The 16,816-nt window shown below is 71.2% G+C and carries 16 protein-coding genes and 1 pseudogene; 12 read left to right on the plus strand and 5 right to left on the minus strand.

Annotated elements, in window-relative coordinates:
* Positions 1 to 67 precede the first annotated feature (67 nt).
* From OHO83_RS05360 to OHO83_RS05380, 5 genes are all read left to right on the plus strand, one after another.
* A complete protein-coding gene (locus OHO83_RS05360; RefSeq protein ID WP_330278807.1) occupies positions 68 to 1,117 on the plus strand; it encodes a hypothetical protein in 1,050 nt (349 codons plus the stop codon).
* Between the two features lie 482 nt (positions 1,118 to 1,599).
* Positions 1,600 to 2,421, plus strand: a complete 822-nt coding sequence (locus tag OHO83_RS05365) for an MmyB family transcriptional regulator (protein ID WP_330278808.1) — start codon at positions 1,600 to 1,602, stop codon at positions 2,419 to 2,421.
* Positions 2,422 to 2,501: 80 nt separating this feature from the next.
* Entirely contained in the window at positions 2,502 to 3,542 is a 1,041-nt protein-coding gene (locus tag OHO83_RS05370; RefSeq protein ID WP_330278809.1) for a PhlD, read from the plus strand.
* Positions 3,543 to 3,622: 80 nt separating this feature from the next.
* Complete coding sequence (locus OHO83_RS05375) at positions 3,623 to 4,285, plus strand: TetR/AcrR family transcriptional regulator (protein ID WP_266678365.1); 663 nt, start codon at positions 3,623 to 3,625, stop codon at positions 4,283 to 4,285.
* Positions 4,286 to 4,293: 8 nt separating this feature from the next.
* Positions 4,294 to 5,085 carry an SDR family NAD(P)-dependent oxidoreductase gene (locus tag OHO83_RS05380; protein ID WP_330278810.1) on the plus strand — a complete coding sequence of 264 codons (792 nt, stop codon included), beginning with the start codon at positions 4,294 to 4,296 and terminating at the stop codon, positions 5,083 to 5,085.
* Here the strand turns inward: OHO83_RS05380 and OHO83_RS05385 are convergent.
* Positions 5,070 to 6,272: an amidohydrolase family protein gene (locus OHO83_RS05385; protein WP_330278811.1), complete on the minus strand. Its 1,203-nt coding sequence runs from the start codon at positions 6,270 to 6,272 to the stop codon at positions 5,070 to 5,072. The genes OHO83_RS05380 and OHO83_RS05385 overlap by 16 nt on opposite strands.
* A gap of 109 nt (positions 6,273 to 6,381) precedes the next feature.
* Between OHO83_RS05385 and OHO83_RS05390 the strand changes: the two genes are divergently transcribed.
* Together OHO83_RS05390 and OHO83_RS05395 are read left to right on the plus strand one after the other, a co-directional pair.
* On the plus strand, positions 6,382 to 7,470 hold the full coding sequence (locus OHO83_RS05390) for an acyltransferase family protein (protein ID WP_330278812.1): 1,089 nt from the start codon (positions 6,382 to 6,384) through the stop codon (positions 7,468 to 7,470).
* Positions 7,471 to 7,726: 256 nt separating this feature from the next.
* Positions 7,727 to 8,967: pseudogene (locus tag OHO83_RS05395) on the plus strand (RNA-guided endonuclease InsQ/TnpB family protein).
* Between the two features lie 279 nt (positions 8,968 to 9,246).
* Here the strand turns inward: OHO83_RS05395 and OHO83_RS05400 are convergent.
* Complete coding sequence (locus tag OHO83_RS05400; protein WP_266678357.1) at positions 9,247 to 9,942, minus strand: DUF2470 domain-containing protein; 696 nt, start codon at positions 9,940 to 9,942, stop codon at positions 9,247 to 9,249.
* A 145-nt stretch (positions 9,943 to 10,087) separates the two neighbouring features.
* Between OHO83_RS05400 and OHO83_RS05405 the strand changes: the two genes are divergently transcribed.
* The 3 genes from OHO83_RS05405 (at position 10,088) to OHO83_RS05415 (ending at position 11,534) form a co-directional block, all read left to right on the plus strand.
* The gene (locus tag OHO83_RS05405; protein WP_330278813.1) at positions 10,088 to 10,372 is read left to right on the plus strand and encodes a plasmid mobilization protein; all 285 of its coding nucleotides are present in this window, start codon (positions 10,088 to 10,090) and stop codon (positions 10,370 to 10,372) included.
* A 209-nt stretch (positions 10,373 to 10,581) separates the two neighbouring features.
* Entirely contained in the window at positions 10,582 to 11,127 is a 546-nt protein-coding gene (locus OHO83_RS05410; protein WP_266680188.1) for a VanZ family protein, read from the plus strand.
* A gap of 5 nt (positions 11,128 to 11,132) precedes the next feature.
* A complete protein-coding gene (locus OHO83_RS05415; RefSeq protein WP_266678353.1) occupies positions 11,133 to 11,534 on the plus strand; it encodes an ATP-binding protein in 402 nt (133 codons plus the stop codon).
* A 57-nt stretch (positions 11,535 to 11,591) separates the two neighbouring features.
* Here OHO83_RS05415 and OHO83_RS05420 read toward each other — a convergent pair whose 3' ends face one another.
* Both OHO83_RS05420 and OHO83_RS05425 read right to left on the minus strand, forming a co-directional pair.
* Positions 11,592 to 12,224: an MBL fold metallo-hydrolase gene (locus OHO83_RS05420; protein ID WP_330278815.1), complete on the minus strand. Its 633-nt coding sequence runs from the start codon at positions 12,222 to 12,224 to the stop codon at positions 11,592 to 11,594.
* Positions 12,224 to 13,309, minus strand: coding sequence for an S-(hydroxymethyl)mycothiol dehydrogenase (locus OHO83_RS05425; RefSeq protein ID WP_330278816.1), 1,086 nt, complete (start codon positions 13,307 to 13,309; stop codon positions 12,224 to 12,226). Before OHO83_RS05425 ends, OHO83_RS05420 begins: the two co-directional genes overlap by 1 nt.
* A 117-nt stretch (positions 13,310 to 13,426) precedes the next feature.
* On the opposite strand from OHO83_RS05425, the gene OHO83_RS05430 reads away from it, so the two are divergent.
* Positions 13,427 to 13,918 (plus strand): glutathione peroxidase, encoded by a 492-nt coding sequence (locus OHO83_RS05430; RefSeq protein WP_266678347.1) that lies wholly within the window; start codon positions 13,427 to 13,429, stop codon positions 13,916 to 13,918.
* Between the two features lie 185 nt (positions 13,919 to 14,103).
* Positions 14,104 to 15,627: an MFS transporter gene (locus tag OHO83_RS05435; protein WP_330278817.1), complete on the plus strand. Its 1,524-nt coding sequence runs from the start codon at positions 14,104 to 14,106 to the stop codon at positions 15,625 to 15,627.
* 21 nt (positions 15,628 to 15,648) lie between these two features.
* Here the strand turns inward: OHO83_RS05435 and OHO83_RS05440 are convergent, their stop codons facing one another.
* Positions 15,649 to 16,794 carry an LLM class flavin-dependent oxidoreductase gene (locus OHO83_RS05440; RefSeq protein WP_329432327.1) on the minus strand — a complete coding sequence of 382 codons (1,146 nt, stop codon included), beginning with the start codon at positions 16,792 to 16,794 and terminating at the stop codon, positions 15,649 to 15,651.
* Positions 16,795 to 16,816 lie beyond the last annotated feature (22 nt).

The following is a 16,816-nucleotide window of genomic DNA, read 5'->3' on the forward strand; positions in this document are numbered from 1 at the left end:
GACGGAACCGGCGGCGCGAACCCGTCGTGGTAGCACCGAGGAAGACGCGCGACGAGGGGAGACGATCATGACCGGGAGTGTGCGGGTCGACGGGAACAGCCTGGTGCTGCCGGGCGGTGCGCGGGTGCGGTTCGTGCGCACGCTGCGCCTGCCGGAGACCGGAACGCATCCGCTGCCGCCGGGGCTCGGCGAGTTCCCGGTGCGCCGGGTCGAGGACTACGCGGACTCGGTGCCGCCTCAGTGGCGGGCGCGCGGCGGCGTGATGCTGCCGATGTACCTGCGCGAGGCGATGTGGCTGAGCTTCGCGGGAACGGCCGAACCGGCCGCGCTCCAGGTGGGCGTGGGCAAGGTGTGCGCCATCTCGGGGCTGCCGTGGAGCAGCCGGCTGTCCCGGGACCCGCAGAACTACGTGGTATTGCCGCGCCAGCCGTGGCTCGACGGCATCAAATCCGGGAAGGGCACGGTACGTCAGTTCGTGGCGCTGCCCCGGGGGCTCGGCGCCACGGTCGAGGGCCAGGTCACCGGCGAGGAGACCTGGGGCGGGATCCAGCTCCAGGCCTTCTCCCTCACCGAGCCGGTGCTGGGGGCCTGGCGCGCGGAGGAGGCCCGTAAGCGGGAGGCCGCCGCGCGGGCGGTGCCGCCTGCCCCCGGCGGCATGCAGTGGATGGGGCCGTCCGGCGGTTACGGGGCGGCGCCGATGCCGGCCGCACCGGGTGCCGCACCGCAGGCTCAGGCGGCGCGTTCGATGGGGATCGGCGCGGGCGGCACGATGCGCCAGCAGGTGTTCCAGGACGACCGGCCCGGGTCCGACTGGGCCGAAACGGCCACGGGACGCGTGTTCGTACACCTGGTGACGCCGCCGGACTGGCGTCGCATCACGGGCGAGGAGCCGCCGCCGTCGCCGGTGGACCGGGCCGCGTACACAAGGGCGGGGCTGCCCTGGTTCGACTACTACGACGAGAGCGCCGAGGATCTCGCGCCGACGGACACGCTCGGGGCGGTGAAGCCGGCGGGTGACTGGCTCGGCGACGACCACGAGCCGTGGCAGGCGCCCGGAGCGCACCAGGTCAAGCACCTGGGGGACGCGGGCAAGCCCGTGGCGGACGGCGACTGGTGAATGCGCGGTGCGGCGGGGTCGGTTCGCCGGCCCCGCCTGCGGCCTGCCCGCGTGCGTGGCGGCGCATGCGCGGGCGGCCGGTACCGTGGCCGCTACGTAATGGCGAGTGACGGCACCGGCCGCAGCCAGTGAGCCCTTGATCTGCCCGGGAGAAGTGCCCGAACTGGGCCAAGCGATGCACTTTCCGGTCACATGGATCGGAATATGACAACTGGCCGTGCACTGTTCCCGAAACGGATCCGAGGGTTCGACGGATACCCAACACCGGGGAATTCAGCCATTTTCGAGCGTCCCGGTCCAGGTGCCCCATCGGCGTGGCCGTGCGTCTCCTGGCGTTCAAACCAGCAGGTCGCCGACCCCACGGGCTCCATCATGACGCACCGGCTGATCGTTTTCTTCGGGCAATGTTTATTACCAAAGACGATGGGAGTAATTAGACTGCACTCGCTCAACTCGGCGTGGACCTCAAGGGATTACCCACCATGAACAAGACGGCGCTCCGCGCCCTGCTCCGTGAACGGCGCGCCCTGATAGGCCCCGAATCCCACGGCTTCACCCGCCCCACAGGCCAGGGCCGACGCGCCCCCGGACTCTCCCAGCACCAGGTGGACCAGCTGCTCCACCGGACCCTGGGGACGTATCACCGGCTGGAATCGGGCAACTACCCGAATCCGCCGACGGTCCTGCTGCGGGACGTCGCCCTGCTCTTCGACCTCGACGAACAGGAGTGGGTGTCGCTGTGCCGCTACGCCCTGCTCCAGGACCCGCCCGGACCACTGCACCAGTCGTCGGGGAAGGAGATCCCGGGATTCTGGCAGGACGCTGTCGACGGCATCGGTCACATGGCGTACGTCACGGACGCCTCCTGGGACCTGATCGCCCACAACTCGGCGTTCGCCTCGCTCTTCCCAGATGGCCAGGTCCCGACGAACACGATGCGCTGGATGCTCCTCGAACCCCAGGGCCGCCGGACCCTGACGGACTGGGAGAACGCCTGGGCCCCCTGGGTGCTCCCGCAGTTGCGCGCGGCGCTGGTCGCGCGGCCGGAGGACGAGACGCTGCGGCAGATCGAGAAGGAGGTCATGGAGGATCCCGACACGTCGGACATCTACGAGACCGGGGCGTCGCTCATCCACGCCGACGGCCACGAACGTCCCATACTCCACAGCAGGAAGGGCCAGGGCTGGCTGTCGATCTGTGCCGCACAGCCCATGACCGCGCCCGGCTCGCGGCTGTTCATCCTCGTCTTCCGCCGTGGCACCGAACGCCCCCACCCACGGCCGCCGATGCTCAGGGCCCACTGAGCGGATAGTCGGAGTCGACGGGCGTCGCGTACGTTGTGCGACACCCCCCACGCCCGACTCAGCACAGTGGGAGACACCCCATGCCCGCCTTCGTCTCACCCCCTCGGACCGTCCTCGGCGCTCACAAGGTCACCACCGACGAGATATCCGACGACATCCGCACGAACCACCCCGATCACCCGCGCCTGGGCGCCTTCCTGCGTGTCGTCAACAACTGCGGCGTGCGCACCCGTTACTTCACCAGGCCGCTGAACTCCCCCACAGTCGGCGGCACGGCGGACGTACACGCGCGCACCCAGGCGGCCTTCGACGACGCCGTGGACATGTCCGAGCGCGCCGCCTCGGCCGCGCTCGACGCGGCGGGGATCGACGCGCGTGCCATCGACGCCATCGTGACGACGCACGCCACCGGCTACGCGGTCCCCAACCTGGACGTCCACCTGATCGGCCGCCTCGGCCTGCGCCCCACCACGCGCCGGGTCGCCCTCACGACCGTGGCGTGCGCCGGAGGGGTCCACGCCCTCATCAGGGCCGCGGACCTGGTCGCCGTGCGTCCGGCGGCGAAGGTGCTCGTCGTCGCCGCGGAGGTGCTCTCCACCTCCTACAACCACTCCGCTTCCACCATCGAGGCGATGATCTACAAGGCCCTGTTCGCGGACGCGGCCGGCGCCGCCGTCGTGACCAGCGAGCCCCTCAAAGCCGGGCTGGCGATAGGGGACACGTTCGAGTACACGCTTCCGGACACCTTCGACCGCTACCGCGGCCGGCTGGACGTCCACGGCATGCACTTCGACTCCACGAAGAAGGCGCCGCGCGCCGCATCGGAGACGCACCCCGCTCTCGTCGACTGGCTCGGGGGACGGGAAGTCGGGTTCGCCGCCATTCATCCCGGCAGCCCGAGCATGATCACCGACACCGCCACCGCCCTCGGCCTCACCCCCGAGGACGCCCGGCACTCCACCGACACCCTCTCCGACGAGGGCAACCTCGGTGGCGTCAGCGTTCTCCGGGTCCTGGAGCGCACCCACGCCACGCCTCCCGCCGCCGGAACCAAAGGCGTCGCCGTCGCCTACGGGCCCGGCTTCACCACCGCCGCCCTTCACGGCCACTGGCACGCCTGACGCACCGCTTCGCACCACTCCCTTGGTGTCTCATCGAGACACATGTCCCATTGGGACATTATGGGTGTACGCTCGAAGACATGAAGGCGAAGGACCCCGTTCCCCTCACAGAACCCGTCGAGGACCGTCGGCAGCGCAAGGCCCGGCAGACCCGGGAAGCGCTCGCCGCCGCGGCCGTCGGGCTCGTGCTGGAGCGGGGTCTGGGCGCCGTCACCGTGGAGGCCATCGCCGATCGCGCCGACGTCACGCGCCGCACCTTCAGCCGCCACTTCGGCGGCAAGGAGGACGCCGCCCTCGACTTCACCCGCACCGACGCCGACCGGATCAACGCGGCCCTGCGCGCCCGCCCCGCGAGCGAGCCCCCGATGCTCGCCTACCGCAGGGCCGTCGAACAGTGGCTGGCGGAGCCGTCCGCCCCGCACCGCAGGCCGCACATGCGCGCCCTGCTCGCGGCCCTCGACACGGAACCGGCCCTCTTCGCCGCGTACGAACGCCTCCGGGTGGACGCCCAGGACGAGTCCGTACGCATCATCGCCGACCGGCTCGGCACCGACCGGGACCGGGATCTGCGCCCGGCCGTCGTCGTCGGCGCCGCGGCCGGCGTGCTCACCGCCGCCCTGCGCCAGTGGGCCCGCGGCGGCGGGCACGACACAGATCTCGCAGACCTGGTGGGGCAGGCCTACGACGCCCTGACCGGGGAGGCCGTCCTCGCGTCGGCCCCCCACATCTCAACCGGAAAGTGAACAGCAGCATGAGCAGCACGAACACCCCGGCGCCCGTCAGCGACTACGCGACCGAGTTCGCTGGCCGGACCGCCCTTGTCACCGGCTCCGCCTCCGGAATCGGCCTCGCCACCGCCCGCCGCCTGGGCCGGGGCGGCGCGAACGTCGTGATCGCCGACTACAACGCCGACGGCGCCGAGAAGGCCGCCGCCGAGCTGACGGCCGAGGGCATCACCGCCGCCGCCGTCGCCGTGGACGTCACGAACCCGGAGTCGGTCGAGGCCGCGGTGAGGTTCTCCGTCGACACCTTCGGCGGCCTCGAACTGGCCGTCAACAACGCCGGGATCGGCGGCGCGAGCGCCCCCACCGGCGACTACGACATCGATGTCTGGAACCGCGTCGTCCGCACGAACCTCGACGGCGTCTTCTACTCGATGCGCCACGAGCTGCCCGCCATCGAGGCGTCCGGCAAGGGCGGCGCCATCGTGAACGTCGCGTCGATCCTCGGCTCGGTCGGCTTCGCCGGCTCCCCCGCCTACGTCGCCGCGAAGCACGGTGTCGTCGGCCTGACGAAGACCGCGGCCACCGAGTACGCGGCCAAGGGCATCCGCGTGAACGCGGTCGGCCCCGGCTTCATCGACACCCCACTGCTGCGGCAGATGGACCAGGACGCGTACGACGCGCTGACGGCGCTGCACCCGGCGGGCCGTCTCGGTCACGCCGACGAGGTGGCCGAACTGATCGCGTTCCTGCTCTCCGACCGTGCCTCCTTCGTGCACGGCAGCTACCACCTCGTGGACGGCGCCTACACGGCGCGCTGAGGCGGGATCAACTCTCCCCGGCTCATGACGAACCGCAGGTCCGTGAGCGCCTCGAGGCCGGAGCGCGGGTCGCCGGACACGGCGATCAGGTCGGCCGGACGCCCCGGGGCGAGGAGTCCCGCGCGGCCGCCGGCGCCCAGCGCGTCGGCGGCCTCCGTGGTGGCCATGTCGAGGACGCGCGGCGCCGGCATCCCGATGTGCTCGAAGAACGTCAGGCTCTGGCGCAGGCCGTCGAACCCGGCGCGCTGAACTCCCGCGTCGGTACCGGCGATGAACCGCACGCCGCGTTCCGCCATGGTCCGCACCTGGGCGAACAGCCTCTCGGCGCGCTCGGTCCCGAAGACCGTGGGCAGCATCCGCCAGTGCGGACTGACGGTCGGGCACACCCGGATCCCGCGCTCCACGACGGCGTCGAGCACGTCGTCCCGCAGGTCGTTGCCGTCCTCGGTCATCCAGGTGCAGTGTTCGAGCGTGTCGACGCCCGCCGTCACCGCGGCCTCGATCCCGGCCGTGCCGTGCGCGTGGGCGGCGACCGGCAGCCCCGCCCCGCGCGCCTCCTCGACGACGACGGCCAGCTCACCGGCGCCGAACTGGGCCTGCCAGGTGGCCGGCCCGCCGCGCGTCAGTGCGCCGCCGGTCGCCATGACCTTGATCACGTCGGCACCGAGTTCGGCGTTGCGCCGCACGAGGTTCCGCAGTTCGCGCTCGCTGCCGACCTCCCCGCCCAGGAACCAGCAGTGACCGCCCTTGGGGGTGACGGGCGTCGTCGCGGCGACGATCCGGGGTCCCGGCACCGCGCCCGACTCGATCTCCTCGCGCAGCCGCAGCGTGAGCCGCCCACGGTCCCCCAGGTCCCGCACCGTGGTGACGCCGCTCGCCACGAGCCGCGCCGCACGCTCCCTCATGACGGCGAGCAGCGCCTCGTCGTCCTGCCCCTCGAGCGTCCCGACCGGGTCCGCTCCCGCGTCGAAGACAAGGTGGACGTGCGCGTCGACGAGGCCCGGCAGCACGGTGGTGCCCGGCAGGTCGATGCGCTCGTCCCGCTCGTCCGCGAGAGCCTCGACCTCGGTGCGCCTCCCCGCCGCGATGACGGTGTCCCCGTCCGTGAGGACGGCACCGTCCTCGGCACAGAGGCCGCCGGGACCGGTCACCACACGCGCCGCCGTGATCAGTTTCCTGCTGCTCATCCTGACCTTCCGAAGGGTCGGAAAAAGGGCACCCGGGAGTGTGTCATGAAACGGGCCCTATCGGGCAGGGCACCAAGGGTCATGCACCGCGAGGGGCTCGAGGGGAACGATGGACAGGCGGCACGGACCGGGCACACGGGGAGCACGGGACCCGTACTTCGACAACGCGAAATACCTGACGATCGTGCTCGTGGCGTGCGGGCACGCGTGGGAGCCGCTGACGTACGGGAGCCGCACGGTGACGGCCGTGTATCTCGGTGTGTACGCCTTCCACATGCCGGCGTTCGCCCTCATCTCCGGCTATTTCTCGCGGAGTTTCGACATGGCGCCGGGGCGGCTGCGCCGTCTCGTCGGCGGGGTCGTGGTGCCGTACGTGCTGTTCGAGATCGCGTACACGCTGTTCTACCGGTGGGCGCAGGACGATCCGGGGTATCCGATCAGCCTGCTCGACCCCTGGTATCTCATGTGGTTCCTGGTCGCGTTGTTCATCTGGCGGCTCACCACTCCCCTCTGGCTGCAACTACGACACCCGGTGCCGGTCGCCCTGGCGATTGCCGCGCTCGTGTCGATGACACCGGACGCGGGCGGTGACCTGGCGCTCCAACGAGTGGTGGGATTTCTGCCGTTCTTCGTCCTCGGACTGACGCTGCGGCCCGAGCACTTCGAGCGGCTGCGCACGCGGCGGGCCCGGCTGTGGGCGCTGCCCGTGGCGGCCGGGGCGCTGGCCGCCGCGTACGTGGTGGCTCCCTGGTTCGACGCGGGCTGGTTCTACCGCCGGGGCAGCGTCACCGGCCTCGGCGCCCCCGCCTGGGCGGGACTGGTCACGACGCCGGCCCTGTTCGCCCTCGCCGTCGTCCTCAGTGCCTGCTTCCTGGCCTGGGTGCCGGGGCGGACGACACTGTTCACGACGCTGGGCACGGGGACGCTGTACGCGTACCTGCTGCACGGCTTCCTCATCAAGTCGTCGCGCTTCTGGGGCTGGTACGACCACCCGTGGCTGCACACCCCGGTGGGTGAACTGGCGGTGACGGCCGCGGCGGTCGGCGTCATCACCCTTCTGTGTACGTCTCCTGTGCGGCGGGTCTTCCAGTTCGCCGTGGAGCCGCGCGTCCCGTGGGCGTTCCGGCGTGCGGAACCGGCTCAGGAGGCCGAACCGCCGGTGTCCGGCGTCCCCGGCGAGAGGGTCCTGCACCCCTAATCTGTGCCCCTAACCCGTGCCCGTCCGTCGGCCCCAAAGGCGGACCCGCACCCCGGACCTCCCCCGAACCTTCAGCGTGCTCTTGCGATTCCTCCCGGGGGGCACCCCCGGGAGGAATCGCATCCGGTGACGGCGATGCTCCGCATCGCCGCGGCAACGGGCGCGGAGCGCCCGCAAGAAACCGGGCCGGAGTGCCCGGTGAGGAATGTGCGTTGTTCGAATGCCGGTATATCGGGAGGCAGGTAGCGTCACGGTCGTGAAGTTGACGGTGCAGGTGAAACTTCTGCCGACGCCGGTGCAGGCGGCGGCACTTGAGGCAACTCTGCACGCCTGCAACGAGGCCTCGACCTGGGTGTCGTCCGTGGCATTCGAAAGAGACGTAAACGCAATTTCGCCCTGCGCGAGCACACCTACACGGCGGTCAAGGACCGATGGGGGCTCGGAGCTCAGGCCTCCCAGCACGTCATCAAGAAGACCAGCGACGCCTACATCACGCTCAAGGCGAACCTGAAGGCAGGAAACCTCGGCAAACCTGGCTCGCAGCGTTACCGGCGGGCGGTCGAGAAACCGATCGCCTTCCGGGCGGAGGGCGCGCAGCCGTATGACGATCGGATGCTGTCCTGGCAGTACACGGAGCGCACGGTGTCGATCTGGACCCTGTCGGGCCGGATGAAAGAGGTGGCGTTCACCGCCTCGCCCGAACATGTGGCGCGTCTGGCCCTGTGCCGCAAGGGCGAGTCAGATTTGCTGTTCCGCGACGGCATGTGGTTCCTGATCGCCACCTGCGAGGTCCCCGAGGCCGAACTCAACACCAGCGTCACCCAGTTCCTGGGGATCGATCTGGGGATCGTGAATATCGCGACCACCTCGGACGGTCAGATCATGGCCGGACGCCGGCTCAATCGCGGACGTACCCTGCGTCAGAAACTCCAGCGTAAGAACACCCCGTCCGCCAGACGGCGCCTGAAGAAGCGCAGGCGGAAGGAGTCGCGGCGGGTGAAGGACATCAACCACAAGATCGCGAAACATGTGGTGGCCGAGGCAGAACGCACCGGACGCGGAATCGCCCTGGAAGACCTCACAGGCATCCGCGCCCGGGTACGGCTTCGCAAGCCCCAACGGGCCACCCTTCACTCCTGGGCTTTTGCCCAGCTCGGAGCGTTCATCGCGTACAAGGCCCGCAAGACGGGAGTACCGGTGGTGTATGTCGATCCGGCGTACACCTCCCGTACCTGCGCCGAATGCGGGCACATCGACAAGGCGAACCGGGCCAGTCAGGCCCGCTTCGCATGCCGGTCCTGCGGTGTCGTTGCACACGCGGACTGGAACGGCTCCCGCAACATCCGTCACCGTGCGGAACAGTTGTGGCGACGCGGGGCGCAGCCAACCGCCCCAGACCCACCCCCGAACACCGAGCGTGGGACAGGACGCAAACGCAGCACCACAGCCAGTGGCGCCCGTTGTGCAAGCCCGGGACTTTCAGTCCCGGGTCGTTGACTGATCCGCACCCGTTTGCTCCGCTCGCGGCTTCTGCTGCCCGCCGCGCCGCTCCTCGCCTCCGTGCCCATGCTGGGCGGGACGGCGCACGCGGGCGGCACGTGTTCCGCCACGCACGAGGACGCCCCGATCTACGCGGGCAACAACCCGTGGACGGACATCGTCGGCCATCTGGACCCGGGCGTCCCGGTCAACGGCACGCGGCAGGGCGCGGACGAGCTGTGGCAGGTCTCGCGTACGGCAACGGCGCGCCGCTCGGTTTCATGCGCGCCGCGGACCTCACCTGCGGCGGCGGCTGATCGCCTGCGCCGAGGAAAGCAGGGCGTGCATGCGCTCGTTGAGCTGTCCCAGGTCATCGGCGGGCGTGTGGAACGGGAGACGTACGTCGGCCTGGCCGCGGACGCGTTCGAGCCGGAGGGTGAGCCCGTGCCGGTCGACGGCCAGCGGCTGGACCCGCACGACGCCGTGCAAGCTGTCCACGTCGACGAGCCGGGTGAGCTGTTCGACGGCTTCGGGGTGGCAGTCGGCGAGATGGGTGAGCAGACGGGGTTCGGCCGCGGTGAGGGGATCGGGTGCGGTCCCGGCGAGTTCGTCGAGTTCGATGCCCATGCGGCCGGAACGTGTCTGGAGTGCGGCGCGGATCGGCCTCAGCACGAACTGTTCGCCGTCGGGCACGAGTGCGCCGGACAGCCACAGGCGCGCGCGGATCCGGTCCCTGACGGGTACCGGCGCGGCGTCCGCGAACTCGATGAGCGCGGTCGGTTCGCCACGGGGCGCGCAGAGCGCGGCGGCGGACAGAAGGCTGTCGGCCGGGGGCTGGATCCGTACCTCGCCTTCGTCAGTGACGCGATGGGATCCGACGAGGTCCTCCCGTCCGATGTCCGTCGTCACTTCGCACGACCAGGCGGTGGCGAGAATTGATCGCGCGCGTGCCGCCGCGGTGGGAGCGGCGGTACTGATCTGTCGGACACCCATCCGAACCTCCTTAGGTAAGCCTTGCCTAACCTATCGGAGATTGTCAGAGGGGGCCAGTACGTGTGAGGGCGGCGAACGCCACGCGATCGGGCGGTGAATATGCCGTACGCCCACGCGCGTCGGCCGGGGGCGGCATCATGCCGCCATGGACGGTACTGCCCTTCTGCGGGACCTCTTCACGCCCGACGAGTACGACGCGGTCCGCTCGCACGCGGACCACCTGGGCGTGACAGTGGACGAGTACGTACGTCAGACAGCCACCGAACGCGCCCTGGAACGAATGCACTTGGCCCAGGCCTTGGAGGCTCAGGACCTGCGCCTGGGGAAGCTGTCGATACCGCACGTCGAGCGCGGCCGCTGCGGCGAAGGACCGCCCGCGCTGCAACGGTTCCTCGACTCCCTCGCGCATCCGCCGGAGACGAAGACCTGACGCGAAGAGGCCCGAGCCTGATTGGCCTCGGCGCACCGGGGCAACCGGCCCCCATGACCCCACAGACTCCGGCACGTCGGCGAAAGGGCCAGGCACGCAAGGGCCAGGCACGCAAGGGCCAGGCGCAGAAGGGCCAGGCACGGAAGCGGGTGGCAGGGAAGCGCGCGCCGCGGAAGTCGGTGGCACGGAAGCCGGCGACGCGTAAGCCCGTGCCGTGGGGGCGGATCGCCGCCCGGGCGCTCATCGCCGGCCTCGCCTTCGTGGCCCTCGTGGCGTTCTCCGCGGTCCTCGCCCGGCTGACCCTGACGCCGTCCCCGGCGTCGGCGGACGTCGCGGGGTCCAACATGCGGCCGGGTCATTCCCTGCGCCAGTACGCCGAGTCGTACACCTTTCTCGGCGCGTGCAAGCAGATAGGCGGCAACCTGCTGCTCGGCGCGCCGTTCGGCCTGCTGCTGCCCGTGCTCGTGGCACGCAAGGGCCGCATGATGCGGGTGCTGGCCGTGACGGTCCTCGTCATGGTGCTCGTGGAGCTGGCGCAGGGCGCGATCGTCGAAGGGCGCGCCTTCGACGTGGACGACGTGATCCTCAACACGACGGGCGCCCTGATCGCCTACTTCTTGCTCGGGCGCCGCATCGGACACAGCTACCACGCCCTCGCACGGCCGTCGGGCCGTAACCGCTTGGCGATCAGGCTGCCGGGGAATGGGGCTCGGTACCGGGGAACGCCCGGCGCCACAGGCGACGGAAGGAAGTGATCGTCATGCGTGCGCTCAAGCGCGCCGTACGGCGGCCCGCACGCGTGGAGTACCTCTTGCCGCAGGGCTCGGGCTCGGCCCGCTGGGCCCGGCGCCTCACCCATGACTTTCTTGCGGGACGGAGCGCGGGCGGCGCGCACGACGCGGTGCTCGTCGTGTCGGAGCTGGTCGCCAACGCGGCCCGGATCAAGGGCAGTCACTGCCGTATGAGTCTGTGCCTGGACGCGGACGAGCTGACCGTGTCGGTCCACGACGACAGCCCGCACCACCCGCGACTCAAGCCGGCTTCGCTGTCCGCGGAGTCGGGCCGCGGTATCTCGCTCGTCGACGCGCTGTCGCGCCGCATGAGTGTGGTGAGCGACCCCTACGGCGGCAAGACGGTACGCGCGGTGCTCGCCCACCCCTGACGGCCGGGGAGCCCCGGGCGGCGGCACTCCGCCTGCCGCCCGGCTCGACCGCCCGGCTCAGTGCCCCCTGGCGATCCACTCCTCCAGGTGAGGCGCCTCGGCCCCGATGGTCGTGCTGTCGCCGTGCCCGGTCCGTACGACGGTTTCCGGCGGCAGCGTGAGAAGCCGCTCCCTGATGGACTCGACGATGGTGGGGAAGTCGCTGAACGACCGGCCCGTCGCCCCGGGGCCGCCCGCGAACAGGGTGTCGCCGGTGAAGACGGCACCGAGGTCCGGCGCATACAGGCTGACCGCGCCGTGGCAGTGCCCCGGCGTGTGCAGCACCGTCAACTCCACGCCCGCCACGCTCAGTTGCTGCCCGTCGGCGAGGTCTCCGTCAGGCGTGTGGTCCGGGTGCTTCTGCTTCCACAGCTCCGTGTCCGCGGGGTGCAGAAGGATCGGCGCGCCGGTGCGCTCGGCGAGCGCGGGCGCCGCGTCGATGTGGTCGTCGTGGGCGTGGGTGCACACGATGGCGACGAGCCGCCGGTCACCCACGGCCTCGGCGATCGCGTCGGCGTCGTGCGCCGCGTCGATCACGACGACCTCGCTGTCGTCGCCGACGATCCACACGTTGTTGTCGACGTCCCAGGTGCCCCCGTCGAGGGAGAACGTGCCGGACGTGACGAGGTGTTCGATGCGCGCGCCCGCCATCAGAACATCACCACCGAGCGCAGCACGTCACCGTGGTGCATCCGCTCGAACGCCTTCTCCACGTCCTCCAGGGCGATCGTCTCGGTCACGAACGTGTCGAGGTCGAGCCGCCCCTGCCGGTAGAGGTCGATCAGCATCGGGAAGTCGCGCGCGGGCAGACAGTCGCCGTACCAGGACGACTTGAGCGCGCCGCCACGACCGAACACGTCCAGCAGCGGCAGTTCGAGCTGCATCTCGGGCGTGGGGACGCCGACGAGGACGACGGTCCCGGCGAGGTCGCGGGCGTAGAAGGCCTGCTTGTAGGTCTCCGGGCGGCCGACCGCCTCGATGACGACATCGGCGCCGAAGCCTCCGGTCAGCTCACGGACGGCCTCGACCGGGTCGGTGGAGCGGGAGTTGACGGTGTGCGTGGCGCCGAGCTTCTTCGCCGTCGCCAGCTTCTTGTCGTCGATGTCGATGGCGATGATCTTCCCGGCGCCGGCCAGATGGGCGCCGGTCACGGCCGCCGCGCCGACACCTCCGCAGCCGATGACGGCGACGGAGTCACCGCGGCCCACGTTGCCGGTGTTGATGGCGGCGCCGAGGCCGGCCATGACGCCACAGCCCAGCAGACCCGCGGCGGCGGGCGACGCCTCCGGGTCGACCTTGGTGCACTGGCCGGCGGCGACGAGCGTCTTCTCGGCGAACGCGCCGATACCGAGCGCGGGCGAGAGCTCCGTGCCGTCGAGGAGCGTCATCTTCTGCGTCGCGTTGTGCGTGTCGAAGCAGTACTGGGGGCGCCCGCGCAGGCAGGCACGGCACTGGCCGCACACGGCGCGCCAGTTGAGGATCACGAAGTCGCCCGGCGCGACCTCGGTGACACCGTCGCCGACCGCCTCGACGACACCGGCCGCCTCATGACCGAGCAGGAACGGGAACTCGTCGTTGATGCCGCCCTCCCGGTAGTGCAGGTCGGTATGACAGACCCCGCACGCCTGGACCTTGACCACGGCCTCCCCGGGCCCGGGATCCGGCACGACGATCGTCTCGATCCGCACCGGCTCACCCTTGGCCCGCGCGATCACGCCTCGCACCTGCTGTGCCATGACGATCAGCCCTCCACTCGCTCGTCGCATCGTTCTTCGCCATCTTCACAGATGGCCCCCCGGTTCCGGGCCGGGGTGACGAGGAGCGCGGCCGCACGGGTCGCTAGCATCCGAAGTATGTCTGTCTACGAGAACGTCGAGATCGCCGCCCTTCAGGGTGGCCCCGCCGACCTCCCCCAGTACGAGGGCAAGGCCGTCCTCATCGTCAATGTGGCCTCGAAGTGCGGCCTCACCCCGCAGTACGCGGCCCTGGAGCAGCTCCACGCCGAGTACGCGGGCCGCGGCTTCAGCGTCCTCGGGGTCCCCTGCAACCAGTTCATGGGCCAGGAGCCCGGCAGCGCCGACGAGATCGCCGAGTTCTGCTCGGCGACGTACGGCGTGACGTTCCCCATGACCGAGAAGGTCGAGGTGAACGGCGAGGGGCGTCACCCGCTGTACGAGCGTCTGGTCACCACGGCGGACGCGGAGGGGCACGACGGGGACATCCGCTGGAACTTCGAGAAGTTCGTGCTCTCCCCCAAGGGTGAGGTCGTCGCCCGCTTCTCGCCGCAGGTGGTGCCGGACTCCCCCGAGGTGGTCGCCGCGATCGAGGCCAACCTGCCGAAGTAGGTGTCCGGCGCCGGCGGGGCTGCTCGGCGCACCGCTCGCCTCCTGCGAGCCCCGCTCCGAGCAGTCGGCGCGGGGCCTGCCGCGAGCGCCGTGCCCGACCAGGTCGAGCCCTCCGGCGGCCGGCGGAACCCCCTCTTCGAGGCGCGGTCTCGCGGCGCTCCCCCGCGTCCACGAGAATGGCTGCGATGACGTCCGAATCCGTCGAATCCGCTCCCGGAATCCGGCTCTCCTCCGCCAGGGGCCGCTGGATCCTCGCCTGTGTCGTCCTGGCTTCCGGGATGGCGATGCTCGACGGCACGGTGGTGAACGTCGCCCTGCCGACGATCGGGCGCGACCTCGACGCCTCCCTGTCGAGCCTCCAGTGGGTCGTCAACGCGTACATGCTGACGCTGTCCGCCCTGCTCCTGTGGGGCGGCGCGCTCGGCGACCGGATCGGGCGGCGGCGCACACTCGTGCTCGGCGTGGCCTGGTTCGCGGTCGCGTCGGCGCTGTGCGGGCTCGCCCCCGACCAGGGGGTCCTCATCGCGGCCCGCGCGCTGCAGGGCGTCGGCGGTGCGCTCCTGACACCGGGGTCGCTGGCCCTCGTACGGTCCTCGTTCCACCCCGACGACCAGTCACGCGCCGTGGGCGCCTGGTCGGGGCTCACCGGTGTGGCGGGCGCGCTCGGACCGTTTCTCGGCGGGTATCTGATCGACGGCCCCGGATGGCGGTGGATCTTCCTGATCAATGTGCCGCTGGCCGTGGTCGTGCTGCTGATCGCGGTGCGGCACGTGCCGGAGAGCCGTGAGGCCGAGGCCGCCGGGACCCGCTTCGACATGGCCGGGGCCACGCTCGCCGCCCTGTGCCTGGTGGGCATCAGTTACACGCTCATCGGGTCGTCCGGCGGCGCGTCCGCCGTGTCGACGGCGCTGCCCGCCGTGCTCGGTGTCGCCGCCGGCGTCGCCTTCGTCGCCGTGGAGCACCGGCGCGCGAACCCGATGCTGCCGCCCTCGCTGTTCCGCTCCCGGCTGTTCAGCGCGGCCAACGCGATGACGCTGTGCCTGTACGCGGGCATCGGCGGCATCCTGTTCCTGCTGCCCGTACAGCTCCAGATCGCGCTCGGCTACAGCGCGCTGGAGGCGGGTATGGCGACGCTGCCGATCACCGTCCTGATGCTGCTGCTCTCCCCCCGTGCGGGCGATCTCGCGCGCCGTGTCGGCCCGACGCCGCCCCTGGTCGCCGGGCCCCTGATCGCGGCGGTGGGCCTGCTCCTGATGCTGCGGATCCAGCCCGGTTCGTCGTACGTGGCCGATGTGCTGCCCGCGGTGGCGGTCCTCGGCCTCGGCATGAGCGTGTTCGTCGCGCCCCTGACGGCCACGGTCCTGGCGTCGGTCGAACCGGGCCGCGCCGGGCTCGCCAGCGGCGTCAACAACACGGCGGCCCGCATCGCGCAGCTCCTCGTGGTGGCGGCGCTGCCCCTGGCGGTCGGGCTGTCCGGGGACGCGTACACGCAGCCGGATTCCGTGAACACGTCGTTCCACCGGGCCGCCCTGGGCTGCGCCCTGCTGTTCGCACTGGGTTCGGCGACGGCCCTCGTGTTCATCCGTCCGGCCGCGGTCCGCCCGCGGCTGGAGGAGGCGCCGAAGCCGCAGTGCCGCTCGCATCTCGGCGTGGCGGCACCGGCGTTGGAGCCCGGGACGCACAAGCGGAACCGTCGGAAGGTGCTGTAACGGCGGGGCGTGCGGACCGGCTCAGCTCCCGAACGGGACCTGGGGCGCCGCCGGCGCTGCCGCACCCCGGTGCGGGTGTGCCCACAGGCCGCGCGCGTGCAGCCGCGGCAGGACGCCCTCCCCGAACCAGTACGCCTCCTCCAGATGCGGATATCCGGAGAGCACGAACTCGTCGATGCCGATGCGGTGGTACTCCTCGACACGGTCGGCGACCTCGTCGTGGCTGCCGACGAGCGCGGTGCCGGCGCCGCCGCGCACGAGGCCGATGCCGGCCCACAGGTTGGGGTGGATCTCCAGGCTGCCGGAGCTTCCGCCGTGCAGGGCGAGCATGCGCTGCTGGCCCTCGGACTCGCTGCGCGCCAGCCCTTCCTGGACGGACCTGACAGTGGCCGGGTCGAAGCCCTGGAGGAGCCGGTCGGCCTCGGCCCAGGCCTGCTCCGAGGTGTCGCGCGTGATGACGTGCAGCCGGATCCCGAACCGGACGGTGCGGCCCTCCTTCTCGGCGAGTCCGCGAATCCGGGCGATCTTCTCGGCGACCTGGGCGGGCGGCTCGCCCCAGGTGAGGTAGACATCGCTGTGCCGCGCCGCGATCTCGCCCGCGACGGGCGAGGAGCCGCCGAAGTACACCTCGGGGACCGGGTCCGGCAGCCGGGCGAGCCGGGCGTCCTGCACCTGGAGGTGTTCGCCCGCCAGGTCGACGGTCCCGCCCGCCCACAACCCCCTGACGATCTCGAGGAATTCACCGGTGCGCGCGTACCGGGCGTCCTTGTCGAGGAAGTCGCCGTAGGCACGCTGCTCACGGCTCTCGCCGCCCGTCACGACGTTCAGGAGCAGCCTGCCGCCGGTCTGGCGCTGGTACGTGGATGCCATCTGCGCGGCGAGCGTGGGCGAGACGAAGCCGGGCCGGAACGCGACGAGGAACTTCAGGCGCTCGGTCTGCTGGCTGAGCATGGCGGTGGTCAGCCACGCGTCCTCGCACCAGGCGCCGGTGGGGGTCAGCGCGCCGACGAAGCCGAGGTCCTCGGCGGCGCGGGCGATCTGCGTGAGATAGCCGATGGACGGGGGCCGGTCACCGCCCGCCGCGGTCACGGGTGTGCCGTGGCCACCGCCGACGACGTGGCGGCTGTCGCCGTTGGTCGGCAGGAACCAGTGGAAGGTGAGGGACACGAGCGGACTCCGATCGCGGAGG

The sequence above is a fragment of the Streptomyces sp. NBC_00569 genome, assembly GCF_036345255.1.
Lineage (GTDB): Bacteria > Actinomycetota > Actinomycetes > Streptomycetales > Streptomycetaceae > Streptomyces.

What these genes read in the sequence shown, in the direction of transcription:
- OHO83_RS05405 (WP_330278813.1), top strand. Translation starts at nt 10,088, where the DNA reads ATGGACGGTACTGCCCTTCTGCGGGACCTCTTCACGCCCGACGAGTAC.
- OHO83_RS05375 (WP_266678365.1), top strand. Translation starts at nt 3,623, where the DNA reads ATGAAGGCGAAGGACCCCGTTCCCCTCACAGAACCCGTCGAGGACCGT.
- OHO83_RS05435 (WP_330278817.1), top strand. Translation starts at nt 14,104, where the DNA reads ATGACGTCCGAATCCGTCGAATCCGCTCCCGGAATCCGGCTCTCCTCC.
- OHO83_RS05360 (WP_330278807.1), top strand. Translation starts at nt 68, where the DNA reads ATGACCGGGAGTGTGCGGGTCGACGGGAACAGCCTGGTGCTGCCGGGC.
- OHO83_RS05365 (WP_330278808.1), top strand. Translation starts at nt 1,600, where the DNA reads ATGAACAAGACGGCGCTCCGCGCCCTGCTCCGTGAACGGCGCGCCCTG.
- OHO83_RS05385 (WP_330278811.1), bottom strand. Translation starts at nt 6,272, where the DNA reads ATGAGCAGCAGGAAACTGATCACGGCGGCGCGTGTGGTGACCGGTCCC.
- OHO83_RS05415 (WP_266678353.1), top strand. Translation starts at nt 11,133, where the DNA reads ATGCGTGCGCTCAAGCGCGCCGTACGGCGGCCCGCACGCGTGGAGTAC.
- OHO83_RS05390 (WP_330278812.1), top strand. Translation starts at nt 6,382, where the DNA reads ATGGACAGGCGGCACGGACCGGGCACACGGGGAGCACGGGACCCGTAC.
- OHO83_RS05370 (WP_330278809.1), top strand. Translation starts at nt 2,502, where the DNA reads ATGCCCGCCTTCGTCTCACCCCCTCGGACCGTCCTCGGCGCTCACAAG.
- OHO83_RS05400 (WP_266678357.1), bottom strand. Translation starts at nt 9,942, where the DNA reads ATGGGTGTCCGACAGATCAGTACCGCCGCTCCCACCGCGGCGGCACGC.
- OHO83_RS05380 (WP_330278810.1), top strand. Translation starts at nt 4,294, where the DNA reads ATGAGCAGCACGAACACCCCGGCGCCCGTCAGCGACTACGCGACCGAG.
- OHO83_RS05430 (WP_266678347.1), top strand. Translation starts at nt 13,427, where the DNA reads ATGTCTGTCTACGAGAACGTCGAGATCGCCGCCCTTCAGGGTGGCCCC.
- OHO83_RS05425 (WP_330278816.1), bottom strand. Translation starts at nt 13,309, where the DNA reads ATGGCACAGCAGGTGCGAGGCGTGATCGCGCGGGCCAAGGGTGAGCCG.
- OHO83_RS05420 (WP_330278815.1), bottom strand. Translation starts at nt 12,224, where the DNA reads ATGGCGGGCGCGCGCATCGAACACCTCGTCACGTCCGGCACGTTCTCC.